This window comes from Curtobacterium pomorum (genome assembly GCF_044497295.1).
Lineage (GTDB): Bacteria > Actinomycetota > Actinomycetes > Actinomycetales > Microbacteriaceae > Curtobacterium.
In genome coordinates, this window is the sequence record NZ_CP172409.1 from 563,968 (window position 1) to 578,803 (window position 14,836).

At 71.5% G+C, this 14,836-nt stretch carries 13 protein-coding genes; 9 read left to right on the forward strand and 4 right to left on the reverse strand.

The window, feature by feature from the left end; all coding sequences use genetic code 11:
• The 3 genes from ACGH48_RS02770 to ACGH48_RS02780 are packed head-to-tail and all read right to left on the reverse strand — an operon-like array spanning position 1 to position 3,616.
• Entirely contained in the window at positions 1 to 2,235 is a 2,235-nt protein-coding gene (locus ACGH48_RS02770) for a YhgE/Pip family protein (RefSeq protein WP_396290103.1), read from the reverse strand.
• The gene (locus ACGH48_RS02775) at positions 2,232 to 2,966 is read right to left on the reverse strand and encodes a hypothetical protein (RefSeq protein ID WP_396290104.1); all 735 of its coding nucleotides are present in this window, start codon (positions 2,964 to 2,966) and stop codon (positions 2,232 to 2,234) included. Before ACGH48_RS02775 ends, ACGH48_RS02770 begins: the two co-directional genes overlap by 4 nt.
• The gene (locus ACGH48_RS02780) at positions 2,963 to 3,616 is read right to left on the reverse strand and encodes a TetR/AcrR family transcriptional regulator (RefSeq protein ID WP_123312147.1); all 654 of its coding nucleotides are present in this window, start codon (positions 3,614 to 3,616) and stop codon (positions 2,963 to 2,965) included. The genes ACGH48_RS02775 and ACGH48_RS02780 overlap by 4 nt, the downstream gene beginning before the upstream one ends.
• A 161-nt stretch (positions 3,617 to 3,777) precedes the next feature.
• Between ACGH48_RS02780 and ACGH48_RS02785 the strand changes: the two genes are divergently transcribed.
• From ACGH48_RS02785 to ACGH48_RS02820, 8 genes are all read left to right on the forward strand, one after another.
• Positions 3,778 to 7,446, forward strand: coding sequence for a S8 family serine peptidase (locus ACGH48_RS02785; protein WP_396290106.1), 3,669 nt, complete (start codon positions 3,778 to 3,780; stop codon positions 7,444 to 7,446).
• A gap of 143 nt (positions 7,447 to 7,589) precedes the next feature.
• The gene (locus ACGH48_RS02790; RefSeq protein WP_159573348.1) at positions 7,590 to 7,754 is read left to right on the forward strand and encodes a hypothetical protein; all 165 of its coding nucleotides are present in this window, start codon (positions 7,590 to 7,592) and stop codon (positions 7,752 to 7,754) included.
• 243 nt (positions 7,755 to 7,997) lie between these two features.
• The gene (locus tag ACGH48_RS02795; protein ID WP_396290107.1) at positions 7,998 to 9,296 is read left to right on the forward strand and encodes an adenylosuccinate synthase; all 1,299 of its coding nucleotides are present in this window, start codon (positions 7,998 to 8,000) and stop codon (positions 9,294 to 9,296) included.
• A gap of 2 nt (positions 9,297 to 9,298) precedes the next feature.
• Positions 9,299 to 9,859: a low molecular weight phosphatase family protein gene (locus ACGH48_RS02800; RefSeq protein WP_396290108.1), complete on the forward strand. Its 561-nt coding sequence runs from the start codon at positions 9,299 to 9,301 to the stop codon at positions 9,857 to 9,859.
• A gap of 190 nt (positions 9,860 to 10,049) precedes the next feature.
• Positions 10,050 to 10,541 (forward strand): SRPBCC family protein, encoded by a 492-nt coding sequence (locus tag ACGH48_RS02805; RefSeq protein WP_396290109.1) that lies wholly within the window; start codon positions 10,050 to 10,052, stop codon positions 10,539 to 10,541.
• A gap of 95 nt (positions 10,542 to 10,636) precedes the next feature.
• A complete protein-coding gene (locus ACGH48_RS02810) occupies positions 10,637 to 11,611 on the forward strand; it encodes a type II CAAX prenyl endopeptidase Rce1 family protein (RefSeq protein ID WP_396290110.1) in 975 nt (324 codons plus the stop codon).
• Entirely contained in the window at positions 11,598 to 12,875 is a 1,278-nt protein-coding gene (locus tag ACGH48_RS02815; RefSeq protein WP_396290111.1) for a sensor histidine kinase, read from the forward strand. The genes ACGH48_RS02810 and ACGH48_RS02815 overlap by 14 nt, the downstream gene beginning before the upstream one ends.
• Complete coding sequence (locus ACGH48_RS02820) at positions 12,872 to 13,540, forward strand: response regulator transcription factor (protein WP_123293595.1); 669 nt, start codon at positions 12,872 to 12,874, stop codon at positions 13,538 to 13,540. The genes ACGH48_RS02815 and ACGH48_RS02820 overlap by 4 nt, the downstream gene beginning before the upstream one ends.
• 24 nt (positions 13,541 to 13,564) lie before the next feature.
• On the opposite strand, the gene ACGH48_RS02825 is transcribed toward ACGH48_RS02820, so the two are convergent.
• Entirely contained in the window at positions 13,565 to 14,038 is a 474-nt protein-coding gene (locus ACGH48_RS02825; protein ID WP_396290112.1) for a hypothetical protein, read from the reverse strand.
• Positions 14,039 to 14,162: 124 nt separating this feature from the next.
• Between ACGH48_RS02825 and ACGH48_RS02830 the strand changes: the two genes are divergently transcribed.
• Positions 14,163 to 14,798, forward strand: coding sequence for a TetR/AcrR family transcriptional regulator (locus ACGH48_RS02830; RefSeq protein WP_123310369.1), 636 nt, complete (start codon positions 14,163 to 14,165; stop codon positions 14,796 to 14,798).
• Positions 14,799 to 14,836 lie beyond the last annotated feature (38 nt).

Here is a 14,836-nt window from a genome sequence, read left to right on the forward strand (position 1 = left end):
CTACCCGATCAGGCTCGGACGCAGGTCGCGCAGCGTGCGGGAGCGGGTCTGCCGCGCCGTGACCACGAAGGACACCAGCAGCGCCCCGAGCAGCCAGCAGAGCAGCACGCCCGCGTCGGACCACGCGGCGCCGAGGTCCCCGCCGTACATCGTCTGCCGGATCGCGTCGACCGAGTACGTCATCGGCAGCGCGAAGTGCAGCGCCGCCAACGGCCCGGGCAGCGTCTGCCAGGGGAACGTGCCGCCGGCGGTGACGAGCTGGACGAGCATGAGCACCAGTCCGAGGAACTGCCCGACCGACCCGAGCAGCACGTTGAGCGCCATGATGATCGCCGCGAAGGTCGCCGACGCCAGCACCATGATGCCGATCGTGCCGCCGACGTGCACCACGTTCAGGTCGAGGGCGAACCGCACGATGAAGAACAGCGCCACCATCTGCACCAGGCCGAGCAGGGCCGGGGTCAGCCAGCCGCCGAACACCACGGCCAGGGGCTTCCGCACCGCGGTGATCGCCCGCTTCGAGATCGGCTTGAGGATGAGGAACAGCGCGTACATGCCGATCCAGGCCGCGAGCGAGATGAAGAACGGCGCGAGGCCGGCGCCGTAGTTCGACGCCGCGGCGACGTTGTCGTCGCCGACCTTGACCGGGTCGGAGATCACCGAGGCCTGCGACTCACGCTCGGAGGCGTTCGACGCCGGGATCTTCGTGCGGCCCTCGTCGAGCGACGACGCGAGCTTCGACGAGCCGGTCTTGAGCTCGTCCAGGCCCGATGCGAGCGACGAAGCACCCTTGTCGGCGGACGCTGCGCCCGTGGCGAGCGACGATGCGCCCGACGACAGGGTCGGAGCGGCCGAAGCCAGCGTCGACGTGCCGTCTGCGACCTTCGCAGCACCCGCGGAGAGCGTGGACGCGCCGGTCGCCGCCGACGCGATGCCCGAGGTCAACGTCGGTGCCGCGGCAGCCAGCTTCGACGTCCCGGCGGCGAGCGTGTCGGAGCCGTCCGAGAGCTGCTGGATGCCACTCGTCAGCGCCGGAGCCCGCTCGGCGAGCTGCGATGCGCCCGCGGACACCTGGGCGCTGCCCGTCTTGAGCTTCTGCAGGTTGCCGGACAGGTCGCCGGCACCGGCACCGAGCTTGGTGCTGCCGGCCTGCAGGTCGTCGAGCCCGGCGAGCAGCTGGGTCTTCTGTTCCGCGGTGAGCACCGTGGAAGCTTGGACGACGGGCTTCAGCGACGCGACGAGTTCCGGCGACTGCGCAGAGAGCTGCTGGACGCCCGCGATGAACGGTGCGGCCTCGTCGGCCAGCGTGGCGTTCCCGGTGGCGACCTGCGACGCACCACTGGACAGGCGCGCAGAGTCGGAGGGAAGCGAAGCCGTCTGGTCACGGAGCTGGTGCAGCCCGTTCTGCAGCTGCTGCGCCCCACTGTTCAACTGCTGCGTCTGCGACGGCAGCGCCGCCGTCTGCTGCTGCGCGCTGGCCAGCCCGGACGCCAGGGTCGACGCCCCCGACGCCACCTGCTGCGCCCCGCTGTCCAGCTGCTTCGTCTGCGACGGCAGGTCCGCCGTGCCGGACGCGAGCTCCGCCGCACCGGACGACAGCTTGCCGGTGCCGTCGGCGAGCGTGTGGGCGCCCGTGTCCGCCTTCGCCGTGCCCGACGCCAGCTGGTCGGCCCCGTCGACGGCGTCGCCGAGGCTGTCACGGACGTCGGCGAGCCCGACGAGCAGGGTCTTCGCCGCCTGCTTGCCGACGCGTTCGGCGACGGCCGTGCGCATGGTCTTGCCCGCTTGCTCCGCGATGGTCGACGCCAGGTACGAGTTCGTGTCGGCCGTGGTCATGACGAGCTTCGCCTGCGTCGGGTCGTCGGACTGCGCGGACACCAGGTGCTCGGAGAAGTCGTGCGGGATGGTGACGACGAAGTCGTAGGTGCCGTTCCGCACGCCGGAGCGCGCGTCCGCAGCCCCGGTCTTCGTCCACTTGAAGTCGGCGCCGTCGATCGCTTCCTTCGTGACGTCGGTGCCGTAGTCGACGTGCTCGCCGTCGAGGGTGGCGCCGGCGTCGAGGTTCACGATCGCCGCGGGGATCTGGTCGAGCTTGGCGTACGGGTCGCGGTTCGCCCACAGGTAGGCGCCGCCGTAGAGCAGCGGCACGATCATCAGGGCGATGAACGCCAGTCGCGCGAGCGGGGTCGCGGTGAGTCGCGCCAGTTCGGCGCGGACGAGCGAGGTGGTGGTCACGGGGTTGCCTCCGTCGGGACGGTTGCGGATTCTGCGGTGACGGACGGGTCGGACGGGAGGCCCGGCTCGGTTCCGTCGGACAGGGCCGCGTCGTCGGGACCCTCGGGCTGGGACGCGTCGGTCGCGTCGATCGTGTCGAGCAGCGTCTCGACGGTCGTGGCTGCGGCCTTCGAGGTGACGAGCACGACGGTCGTACCGCGTCGTGCGACGTCGCGGAGGACCGCGAACCACTCCTCGACGGCACCGCCGTGCCGCTCGGGCGAGGTGACGACGACGCCGGTCACCCCGTCGCGGAGCAGGGCGAGCTCGACGAGCAGTCGGACGCGCACGGCCGTCGGCACCCGCTGGACCGGGGTGTCGGCGTAGTGCCGCAGGTCGAGCTCCTCGAGCACGGTGTCGACGTGGCCGCGCGAGGGCCGCTGGGCGGCGAACGCCAGTTCCTCGCGCACGATCTGCTGCACGGTCATGACGGGGAAGGGTTCGGCGACGCCCGGGGTGTCGACGAGGGCGAAGGCGCGGCGCACGGCCGCGGCGTCCTCGTGCCCGTCGAGCAGGAGCCGCCCGGTGTCGGGCTGCATCCGGCCGCCGGCGACGAGCGAGGCGAGCACGGGGGCCTGCTCCGTCTCGACGGCGACGACCCCGGGGCGTCCGGGGGCGGCGACGGCGGAGACGACGGGCAGTGCCGCGCCGGGCTCGTCGCCGATGCCGACGTGGGCGAGTTCGAGCGTCATGCGGGGTCCTTCACAGCGGGAGCAGCGGGAGCAGCGGGTTCGGAGAGCAGTGCGGTGCGCCAGTCGATGCCGGCCATGCCGAGGGCCGACACCACCACCATGCGCCGTCCGGCCTCGTCCGGGGTGCCGGACCGGGTCGCCTCGTCGAGGACGGCGATGCACGCCCCTTCGACCAGGCGCCCCAGGGTGGCGGGGTCGACGTCGTCGCGCATGGTGCCCTCGGCGATCCCGAGCGCACACGCTTGGCGGACCTGGGCCCGGAGCGGAGCGAACACCTCGGCGACGGGTTCGGCGAACGGGCTGCGCACGGCGACCCGGGCCATCGAGCGGACGTGCGAGACCTCGGTCCAGAGCGTGACCGCGATCGCGGCGAGCCGAGCGGCCGGCGGCAGCTCCTGCAGGTCCGAGGTGGTCGGCATGGACGCGGCGATCCGAGCCGCACCGGAGGTCACGACCTCGCGCACGAGGTCGTCGCGCGACGGGAAGTGTCCGTACACCGCACGGCGTGAGAGTCCGGCGGCCGCGGCGATCGTCTCGATGGAGGCGTCCGGATCGCGCTGCAGGCAGGTCCGTGCCGCGTCGAGGAGGGCTGCCCGGTTCTCGGTCGCGTCGCGGCGGGGTGCGCGTGCGGGATGGGGAGCAGTGGTCACGAACCCCATCGTAATAACGTGCACACAGGTGTGCAACTTAACAGGAAGACCGGCCCTCGAACAGGGGTGTCCCCCAAAGAGCGGACTGCCCTTTCTGAATGTAAGCGCATAACTTCACAGCAATCTCATGCGAACCACGGACTGAGCCTGGAGTGCCCTCTTTGAACCGTGCAACACCGAACCACGACCCGAACCCGAACTCCCATCGCATCGCACGCGTCCTGACCGCCGGCATCGCCGCCGTGGCCCTGACGTGCGGCGGCCTCGCAGTCGGGGGCGCGGCCTCCGCAGCTCCGACCGGGGTGTCGGTGGCCGACCTGAAGCTCTCCGCACCACTGCGTGACGCCAAGGCCACCAAGACCGTCGCCGCGTTCGTGCGCACGACCGGTCAGGGTGCCCTCGAGGTGGACGCCGACGCGAAGGGCGGTGACCTGACCAAGTCGAAGACGCCGTCCTCGGCGGCGAAGAGCCGCGTCAAGGCGATCGAGTCGACCACCGCAGCCGTCAGCGCCGCCGTCCAGCGCGCCGACGCCGACGCCACCGAGCTCTACTCGACCGAGTACACCGTCCCCGGTGTCGCGGTCGTCGCCGACGTCTCCGCGCTGCAGGACATCGCGAAGCGCTCCGATGTCGAGAGCATCATCCCGCTCACGCCGAAGAAGATCGTCCAGCCGACGGTCCTGCCGGACGCGAGCGTCGCCCCCTCCGGCGTGGACCCGAGCCTCGTGCGTCCCGGCGCCGACGGGGTCGCCCCGAAGAACGCCGCGAGCGACGTCTACACGCGCTCGCTCAACGCCTGGCAGCAGACCGGGCACACCGGCAAAGGCGTCAACGTCGCCGTCCTCGACACCGGCCTGGACTACACGCAGGCGGACTTCGGCGGACCCGGCACCACCGCGGCCTACCAGCAGGCCCTGGCGAACGCGAGCTCCGGTGCTCCGGACCCCAGCCTGTACGACGCGTCGAAGTTCCTCGGTGGGTACGACTTCGCCGGTGCGACCTACAACGCCGACCCGACCGACCCGGCCTACGACCCGGTGCCGGCTCCGGACGACAACCCGATCGACGGCAAGGGCGGCGACCACGGCACGCACGTGTCCGGCTCGATCGCGGGCTACGGCCTGACCGCTGACAAGCAGCAGTTCGACGGCGACTACACCAAGCTCACCACGCAGCAGGTGCAGGACATGTGGATCGGACCGGGCACCGCGCCCGAGGCCGGCCTCTACGCCCTCAAGGTGTTCGGTGACGGCGGCGGTTCGACCGACGTCACGGGTGCCGCGCTCGACTGGGTGGGTCAGGCGCTCACCGAGGGCAAGGACATCAACGTCCTGAACCTGTCGCTCGGCTCCGACTACGGCGCACCGGACGACCCCGACAACGCCAAGATCGACGCGCTGACCGCACGCGGGGTCCTGCCCGTGATCGCCTCGGGCAACGCCGACGACTTCACCGACATCGGTGGCTCGCCGGGCAACGCCGAGGGTGCACTCACCGTCGCCGCGAGTGCCACCGGCCAGTCGCTGTACGACGGCGTGCAGGCCACCGCCCCCGCGAACGTCGCGAAGACCTACCGGTCGCAGTACTCGTCCAACTTCACGGGCACGCTGCCCGTCGAGGGTGACGTCGTCGTCCCGACCAGCAACATCGACGGCTGCGCCGCGTTCAGCGCCGCCGACGCCGCGAAGATCGCGGGCAAGGTCGTCTGGCTGAAGTGGACGGACGGCGCGCTCGAGTGCGGCTCCGGCGTGCGCTTCAACAACGTGCAGGCCGCCGGCGGCATCGGCGTCCTGCTCGCGGGCACGATCAACACCTTCGACTCGGGCATCGCGGGCAACGCGACCATCCCGGGTGCCGAGCTGACGCTGGACGCCGCCACGAGCCTCCAGGCCGCTGCCAAGGCGGGGACCCTGCACGTACGCTTCGCGGACGAGCTCAAGGGCTTCGAACTCGCCACCGACCCGGAGGCCGTGAACACGCTCGCCGCGTTCACCAGCCGGGGCGTGCACGGCTCGTTCAACGACATCGTCAAGCCGGACATCGCCGGCCCCGGGGTCAACGTGATCTCGGCGGCCAACGGCACCGGCGACGGCCGCATGTCGATGAGCGGGACCTCGATGGCCACACCGGACGTCGCGGGCATCGCGGCGCTGACCTTCCAGTCGCACCCGGAGTGGAGCGCACCGCAGGTCAAGGCGGCGCTCATGAACACGGCGACGCACGACGTCAAGGACGGCTCCCGCTCGGCGACCCTGCTCCGGCAGGGCACCGGCCGCGTCGACGCCCTGCAGGCCGTGACCGCCGGCACCACCGTGCGGAGCGTCGAGAACGACCTGCTCGTCACCGCCTCGTTCGGTGTCGTCGAGGTCTCGAGCGCGACGAGCGAGAGCCGCACCCTGCAGATCGCGAACACCGACGGCGTCGCGCACACCTACGACGTGGCCTACCAGCCGCAGGTGTCGCAGCCCGGCGTGACGTTCGCGCTCGACACGAAGCGGGTCACCGTCCCGGCGAACCGCACCGCGACGGTGAAGCTCACGTTCACCATCGCCGACCCGACGAAGCTCCGCCGCGTCATCGACCCCACCCAGGAGTCGGTGCAGCAGGGCTACCAGCGCGAGTTCGTCACCGCCGCCTCGGGCATCGTGGCGTTCACGCCGACCGACACGACCGCGGTGCCGTTGCGCGTCGGTGCGTACCTCGCGCCGAAGCCCGTCAGCTCCGTGCAGGGTCGCTCCACCGTCGCCTTCACCGGCCCGGGCAAGTCGGCCGACCTGACACTCAAGGGCCGCACCGTCGACCAGGGCGGGCTGACGACCGGCTACCACGCCGCCGTCGCTCCGTTCGTGCTCGGCGGGACCGACCCGGTCGAGGCGTTCCCCGACGGTTCTGCGAAGCGCTCGCTGCAGGCGGCGGACATCCGCTCCTACGGCGCCAGCTACGACAAGGCGTCGGACACGATCGCGTTCGGCATCCAGACGGCCGGTCCCGACGCCAACCCCGGCGCCGTGACCAACGTCGAGGTGCTCATCGACACGAACCGTGACGGCGAGCCCGACTACCTGGTCTACAACGCGAAGTCCGCCGCGGTGGACGCGACGTTCGCGACGACGATCGACCTGGCCAAGGCCGCGTCGGACGACCCGGACGTCGACCCGGTCGTCGACGTCCAGCCGCTCAACGGCGGGGCACCCGGCCAGGACGTGAACACCTTCGACAGCTCGGTGAAGGTGCTCACGACCACGGGTGCGCTGATCGGTGCGAAGGGCAAGTTCACCTACTCGGTGCTCACCGAGTCGGCCTACGCCCCCGGTGCCGCGACCACCGGTTCGTCCGTGGTGGACGAGACGAAGAACGCGTCGTTCGACCCGTCGAAGCCGGCACTGTCCTTCGCGCAGGGCCGCAGCACCGGCGTCCTGTTCGCCGACTCCGGCGTCCTCCGGGTCACCCGCGCCTCGGGCGTCACGAAGGCCACCGTGCTGCTCCTGCACCTCGGCAACGCGTCGGGCAAGCAGGCCGGCACGTCGACGATCTCGGTGGTCCCGCCGAAGCTCGCGCTCGCCGCGGGCAGCAAGGTGACGATCAGCGGGACGGCGAAGGTCGGCTCGAAGCTGTCGGCGAACCACGGCAAGTGGAGCACGACGAAGGCGACGTACAAGTACCAGTGGCTCCGCGACGGCAAGGTCGTGAAGAAGGCCACCGGTACGACGTACAAGCTCGGCACGTCCGACGCGGGGCACAAGTTCTCCGTGAAGGTCACCGCGCACGCCTCGGGCTACAAGGACGGCACCGCGACGTCCAAGTCGACCGCGAAGGTCTCGCGCAAGTAGTGCGGCGTCCGCGCCACTGAACGAACAGGAGACGCCGGGTCCGCAGTGCGGATCCGGCGTCTCCTGTGCTCCCGGCGGTCGGGGGAACGCGGAATCAGGACAGGTAGTTAGACAAACTAGTTACACGGTGCCAGGGTTGCAGCATGCAGAACACGCTGAGCCAGCTCCGGGCCAACCCGACCGAGTGGCGCCGCCGGGGGCTCACCCCGCCCGACGTCGTCCAGGCGATGATCGAGCAGCGTCTCGCCGAGCCCGGCTACTCGCAGCCCGTCGGCGACCCGTCGTACCAGGACTTCTTCCGCGCCTGATCGCGGAACGCACGGACACGACGGACGGGAGGCCCGGTGCCAGCTGGCACCCCTCCCTCGCAGGCTCGGTCGGCGCGCCCCGCGCAACGCTTCGCGTCGCGGCTGAGCGGAACGCGCCCGTCCGTCCGTCGTCACCATCTCGGGCACGCGCCAGGTGGCGCGCAGGTGGCCGTCCGATAGACTCGGGTGGACCACCGGCCCGCCTGGTCGCGTGAGGTCCTCCGCCAACGTGAGGAGAACCAGATGCCCGCAGCAGTCATCATCGGAGCCCAGTGGGGCGACGAGGGCAAGGGGAAGGCCACCGACCTCCTCGGCTCCCGCATCGACTACGTCGTGAAGTTCAACGGCGGCAACAACGCCGGCCACACGGTCGTCGTCGGCGGCGAGAAGTACGCCCTGCACCTGCTGCCCTCCGGCATCCTCACGCCCGGTGTCACGCCGATCATCGGCAACGGCGTCGTCGTCGACCTCGAGGTCCTGTTCCAGGAACTCGACGCGCTGAAGGCCCGCGGTGTCGACACCTCGAAGCTGCTCGTGTCGGCGAACGCCCACGTCATCACGCACTACCACCGCACCATCGACAAGGTGACCGAGCGGTTCCTCGGCAAGCGCCAGATCGGCACCACCGGTCGCGGCATCGGCCCGACCTACGCCGACAAGATCAACCGCGTCGGCATCCGCATCCAGGACATCTTCGACGAGAACATCCTGCGCCAGAAGGTCGAAGCGGCCCTCGACCAGAAGAACCACCTGCTGGTCAAGGTCTTCAACCGTCGCGCGATCGACGCCGAAGAAGTGGTCGAGTCGCTGCTGTCCTTCGCCGAGCGCCTGCGCCCGATGGTCGCCGACACGGCCCTCGAGATCCACCGGGCACTCGAGCGCGGCGACACCGTCCTGTTCGAGGCCGGTCAGGCGACCATGCTCGACGTCGACCACGGCACCTACCCGTTCGTCACGTCGTCCTCGGCGACCGCCGGTGGCGCCGCGACCGGTTCCGGCATCGGCCCGGGCAAGCTCGAGCGCATCATCGGCATCGTCAAGGCGTACACGACGCGCGTCGGCGCCGGTCCGTTCCCGACCGAACTGTTCGACGAGTCCGGCGAGTTCCTGCGCGCCAACGGCTTCGAGTTCGGCACCACCACGGGCCGTCCGCGTCGCTGCGGCTGGTACGACGCCCCGATCGCCCGCTACACCGCGCGCATCAACGGCGTGACCGACTTCGTGCTGACCAAGCTCGACGTGCTGACCGGGCTCGAGACGATCCCGGTGTGCGTCGCGTACGAGGTCGACGGCGTGCGCGTGGACGAGGTCCCCGTGAACCAGTCGGACTTCCACCACGCGAAGCCCGTGTACGAAGCGTTCCCCGGCTGGACCGAGGACATCACCGGCGCCCGCTCGTTCGAGGACCTGCCGAAGAACGCGCAGGACTACGTGCTCGCGGTCGAGGCGATGTCGGGTGCGCGGATCTCCGCGATCGGTGTCGGTCCGGGGCGCGACGCCATCGTCGTCCGCCACGACCTGCTCGGCGCCGGCGCAGCCTGACGATGCGGATCCTGTTCGTCTGCAGTGGCAACATCTGCCGGTCGCCGCTCGGTGCGCGGGTCCTGACGGCGCGACTCGGCCCGGACGCTGCGGCGTTCGTGGTCGAGTCCGCCGGCACCATCGCCGACGACGGTGCCGCGATGGACGGTGCCGCCGCGGCACAGTCGGTCCGGCTCGGCGGTGACCCGTCGCGGCACAGCTCGCGGTACCTGACGTCGGCGATCGTCGAGGACGCCGACCTGGTGCTGACGGCCGAACGGTCGCACCGTGCGGCCGTGGTGTCGCTCGCGCCCCGGGCCACCAAGCGGGCGTTCACGATCAAGCAGTTCGCGCGGGTGCTCGACGGACTCGAGCCCGGTGACCTGCAGGACGTGCACGCACCCGAGGCCCTGGTCGAGCGGGTCGCACGCCTGCGCGGCACCGTCCCGCCGCCGGCCGACCCCGCCGACGACGACGTCGACGACCCGTACCGCCGGTCCGAGGCGACCCACGCGCGGGTCGCCGACGAGATCGACGCCGCGCTCGCGCCCATCGCCGACGCGCTCCGGGCCGCGCTGCGCTGACTCGCCGCGCTGACAGAGCTCGCACCGTGCGAGCTCTGTCGTCCGGTGCGAGGTTGGCGGCCTGGTGCGGGGTTGTAGCGGCGCACGGAGCGTGCAACCTCGCACGGGGCGGCGGGCGCTGCACGGTGCGCGGCCGGTGAACGTCGCACGGGCCGGCGAGCACCGCACCGTGCGCGTGCGAGGATGACTCATGCCCGTCGTCGAGTCCCGCTGCACCGTGCCGGTCGAGCCGCAGGTGGCGTTCGCCGTCTCGCAGACGCAGGGGGCGATCCGGAAGCGCTGGGACCCCTTCATCCGACACCAGCACCTGGTCGGTGGTGCGACGGTCCCCGGCAAGGGCGTCCGGACCTACACGGTGCAGCGGTTCGGCTTCGCGATGGAGAGCGAGTACGTCTCGTACCATCCGCCGTCGAACGTCGGGATGAAGATGACCAAGGGGTCGTGGTTCTTCGAGCGCATGGGCGGGGGCTGGCGCTTCACCGCGGCGGAGGGGCAGCCCGGGCACACCCTGGCCGTCTGGCGCTACAACTTCACCTGCCGGCCGAAGTGGTTGGCGCCGCTCGCCGAAAGGATCGGTGTGCTCGTGCTGCAGCGGGACATCGACCGGCGCATCCGCGGCTTCGCCCGGGGTTGCGAGGACCCGGTCGTCCTGGCCCACGTGGCCGCCCAGCGCACCGCCTGAACGGCCCGGGAGCACTTGCATCCTTCGATGGAACTCCCGCAGGTGCGTCCCGAAGCCGGTCGTCCCCGAGCGCGCTGGTTCCTAGCGTCGTGTGCATGACGAACACCACCGAAGTCCGGCCCGTTGCCGGCACATCCCCTCAGGACCGTGGGGGTGTCCGCGGCCTCATCGCCCGGCACCCGCTCGTGTCCTTCTTCACCCTGGCACTCGGCCTGAGCTGGCTCGCATGGGTGCCCTACATCCTGTCCCCGCACGGCATGGGCGCGTGGGACATCCACTTCCCCGAGGTCCTGGGCAGCGGACAGTTCACGGGTGTGCTGCCCGGTGCGCTCCTCGGCCCGTTGGGCGGTGCGTTCATCGTCACCGCGGTCGCCGACGGCCGTCCGGGCCTGCGCCGCTGGGTCGGACGCCTGTTCCGCTGGCGGGTCGCCTGGTACTGGTACGCCCTGGCGCTCGTCGTCGTGCCGGCCATGATCGTCGCGTCCGCGCTGCCCTTCGCCGGCGGTGACGTCCGTGCCCCCTCGGCCCTGGCCGTCGCCATGCTCGTGCCCGGCCTGGTCATCCAGCTGTTCTCCACCGGTCTGAGCGAAGAGCCCGGCTGGCGCGACTTCGCCCTGCCCCGCCTGCAGCACCGCTTCGGTGGGCTCGGTGCGGCTGCGATCCTCGGTCCGATCTGGGCGCTCTGGCACATGCCGCTCTACCTGAGCGACTGGGGCGGCTGGCCGAACGCGCACTGGAGCGAGCCCGTCGTGTTCGCCCTGTTCACGATCACGTTCAACGTCGTGATGATCCAGGTGTTCAACAAGACCGGCGAGAGCCTGCCCCTGGCCCTGCTGCTGCACGTCGGCGTGAACAACACGATCTCGACACTGTTCCCGGAGATGTACCCGAGCATGACCGCCGGCACGCTGATGATCGGCCTGACCATCACCTCGACCGTCGCCGCCGCCGTGCTGCTCGTCGTGACCCGTGGCCGCCTGGGCTACGACCCGGCGCGCCGTGCGCTGCCGATCGACGCCCCGGTCCCCGCTCGTACGCGCCTCGTAGGATCCAACGATGGCCTCCGCTGACCCGCGCACCCGTGACCGCCGCGTCGACGTGTTCGTCGCGCTCGGCACGGCCGTCGTGGCGATCGGCCTGCTGGTCGGCCTGCCGCCGCTCGACGGCCTCGAGCCGGACGGCGCCGCCCTGGCCATGCGGGTCCCGGCACCGTTCACCGCTGCGTGGACCGTCCTGGCGCTCGGCCTGCTGGCCCAGTCCGCCGCCCTGCTCGCGGCCCGTCGGGCACCACGCACCGTGCTCGTCGCGGTGTCGGTGCTGCCGGTGCTCGTCGCCGCGCTCGCCCCGCAGTCGCTCGACCTGTTCGGCCTCACCGCGCTGCCGGTGGTCGTCGCCGTCGTCCTCGCCGCACTCCGGGTCCCGCTCGCACGCCTGTGGCCGACGCTCCTGGTCGCCGGCGCGCTCGTGGCAGCCGGCAGCGCGGTCCTGTCCGGCGCAGTCGGCCAGGGGGTGCTGCAGGCGGTCGGTGCCGTCGGGCTCCCGCTCCTGGTCACCCTGCTGGTGCGGTCCCGCCGCGAGGTGCGCGCCGCCCGCACCGCCGAGGCGAGCGCGGTCTTCCGTGAGCAGGACGCCCTGGTCGACGCCGCGGTCTCCCGCGAACGCGCCGCCATGGCCCGCGAGCTCCACGACATCGCAGCGCATCACCTGTCCGGCATCGCGCTGATGGCCGCCGTGATCGACCGGCAGATCGACAGCGACCCGGAGCGCGCACACGAGGGCGCGCGCCAGGTGCGGGAGCAGAGCACCGCCGTCCTCGACGACCTGCGCCGCCTGGTCGGGCTCCTGCGCGAGGACGTCCCCGCAGAACGCGCGGTCGAGACGGTCGCCGGCATCGTCGACCTGGTCGAACGCGCCCGGTTCCGCAGCGACGTGCGCCTCGACGTGCTGCGCGGCGACCGTCCGGCCGACGACCGCCCCGTGGCCGACGGCGTCGGCCCGCTCGCGCAGCTCGCCGCGTACCGCACCGTCCAGGAGGCGCTGGCCAACGCCGCCCTGCACGCCCCGTCCGCCCCGTGCACCGTCACCATCGACGACCGCGACCCGGCCCGGGTGGTGATCCGGGTGGAGAACGCACCAGCCGCCGCTCCGGCAGCGCCGACCTCACCGTCGGGCGGCAACGGCCTGCGGGGGATGCGCGAGCGGGCGGACCTGGTCGGGGCGCGCCTCCAGACCGGCCCCACCGCGACCGGCGGATGGCTGGTGGAGCTGGCGCTCGACCGGGAGGCACCTCCCGCACCCGCGCAGGCCGCCGACGGCGGCGAGGTGGTCGCGTGATCCGCGTGCTGGTGGCGGACGACCAGCCGCTGGTCCGTGCCGGGGTGTCCGCGCTCCTCGGCGCGGAGGCCGACATCGAGGTGGTCGGCGTGGCCGCCGACGGCGGCGAGGCGCTCGCGCTGGCGCGCTCGTTGCGGCCCGACGTCGCCTGCCTGGACATCCGGATGCCGGTGATGAACGGCATCGAGCTCGCCCGGCTGTTCTGCGCCCCCGACGCCGACCCGGCCATCCCGGTGCTGATGCTGACGACGTTCGACCTGGACGACTACGTGTTCGGGGCCCTCGAGGCCGGTGCCTCCGGGTTCCTGCTGAAGGACGCCGAGCCGGACACCATCGTCGATGCCGTGCGGCAGGTCGCCGCGGGGAACGGGACGCTCGACCAGGCGCTGACCCGGCGGGTGCTGCGCGAGTTCGTGTCGCGACGGAGCCTGCAGCCGGTGTCGGGGGACCGGGCCGACGGGGTGCTCACCGCCCGCGAACGCGAGGTCCTGCTCCTGCTCGCGCAGGGGATGTCGAACGAGGAGATCGCGGTCGCGCTCGTGCTCGAGGTCTCGACCGTGAAGTCGCACCTGGCGCGGATGCTGCCGAAGCTCGGGGTCCGGTCACGGCTGCAGGCCGTGGTGTGGGCGTACCAGAACCGGATCGTGGCGGTCCCCGAGCCGTAGGGCGCGCGTGGTGCGTGCCGGGCGTCAGCCGGTGGTGAGCGGCTCGGCGGCGCCGGGGACGACGAGGCGCCAGACGCTGTCGTCGTCCTCGGGGTCGGCCTTCGTCAGGTAGAGGCGGAACGTTCCCCCTGGTTCGAGCACGTCGCCGTCGAGGTACTCGACGGGTTCGCCGCTCGTCGTGCACTGGTCCGACGTGCTGACGATCTCGATGGTGGTGCCGGGGGCGTCCCCCTTCGAGGTTGTCGTGACCTCGGCTTCGTAGACGTCGTAGACGCCGCCGATCTCGACGGTGCGGTCGGTCTTGGTGACCTGACCGTCGACCACGAGATCAGCGGATTCGCGGCGTTGGGCGACCGTCATGGGCACGTGGTCGATGCAGGAGGTGACCGAGGTGCCCGTGTCGATGGACTGGACGGTCCCGTCGGCGCCGCACCCCGCGAGCGCTCCGCTCGCCATCAGGGCCACCGCCGCCACCGGTACGATCCGTCCCCACTGCATGGGATGAGTATCGCTCGCAGGTCGATCGGTGGGAAGTGTCGTGGCCGGATCGTGCTGGTCCGTTTTGCGCGCGATCCCCGTTCGGGGGCTTTGGTGGGACCGGTGTGCCTGGTGGGGTGTATGCATGCACATCGAATCATCGCGCCGGACCTCGGACGATGCCGCCCTCCGATCGGCCGTCGTCGACGGGATGATCACGGCACTGCGGACGCGTCCGCTCCACGAGGTGACCCCGGCCGTCGTCGCGGACCACGCCGGTCAGGACGTCGACGTGGTCGGCCGGACGTTCCCCAGCTGGGACGGTCTGCTCCTGGCCACCATCGACCACTGGAACGAGCAGCGCACCGCACCGCTCATGCCACTCGCCGAACGGTTCGGGACCGTGCCGTTCCTGCGTGCGATCGTGACCGCGAACATCGCCGACCCGTCCCTGATGCGCTTCCTCACCGCCACCCTGAACATCGCGGCGTCACCGGAGCACCCGCTCGCGCCGATGCTGCACGCGCGGTGGCGCCGGTTCCACGCCTTCGTGCAGGACTCCCTGCAGCGCGACAGCCTGCTCGGTCGCGAACCGAGCACCATGGAGCCGTCGCGCGGCGCCGAGCAGCTGCTCGCGACCTACGAGGGACTGCAGCTGCAGTCCATGGTGCGCCCCGAGATGGACCTGCTCGAAGCGTTCGACCGGGCAGTCACCCGGTTGCGCGAGGGATGGTCCCGCGAGTACGTCGCCCCCGTGTGGGACCTCGACCTGGTGAGCTGACCCGGACCGACCACACACCACAGACCACGGACGCTAGG

Excerpts from the sequence above, each read along its gene's own strand:
- ACGH48_RS02815 (WP_396290111.1), top strand. The coding sequence starts at position 11,598 with ATGGCCTCCGCTGACCCGCGCACCCGTGACCGCCGCGTCGACGTGTTC.
- ACGH48_RS02795 (WP_396290107.1), top strand. The coding sequence starts at position 7,998 with ATGCCCGCAGCAGTCATCATCGGAGCCCAGTGGGGCGACGAGGGCAAG.
- ACGH48_RS02805 (WP_396290109.1), top strand. The coding sequence starts at position 10,050 with ATGCCCGTCGTCGAGTCCCGCTGCACCGTGCCGGTCGAGCCGCAGGTG.
- ACGH48_RS02800 (WP_396290108.1), top strand. The coding sequence starts at position 9,299 with ATGCGGATCCTGTTCGTCTGCAGTGGCAACATCTGCCGGTCGCCGCTC.
- ACGH48_RS02830 (WP_123310369.1), top strand. The coding sequence starts at position 14,163 with ATGCACATCGAATCATCGCGCCGGACCTCGGACGATGCCGCCCTCCGA.
- ACGH48_RS02790 (WP_159573348.1), top strand. The coding sequence starts at position 7,590 with ATGCAGAACACGCTGAGCCAGCTCCGGGCCAACCCGACCGAGTGGCGC.
- ACGH48_RS02810 (WP_396290110.1), top strand. The coding sequence starts at position 10,637 with ATGACGAACACCACCGAAGTCCGGCCCGTTGCCGGCACATCCCCTCAG.
- ACGH48_RS02775 (WP_396290104.1), bottom strand. The coding sequence starts at position 2,966 with ATGACGCTCGAACTCGCCCACGTCGGCATCGGCGACGAGCCCGGCGCG.
- ACGH48_RS02825 (WP_396290112.1), bottom strand. The coding sequence starts at position 14,038 with ATGCAGTGGGGACGGATCGTACCGGTGGCGGCGGTGGCCCTGATGGCG.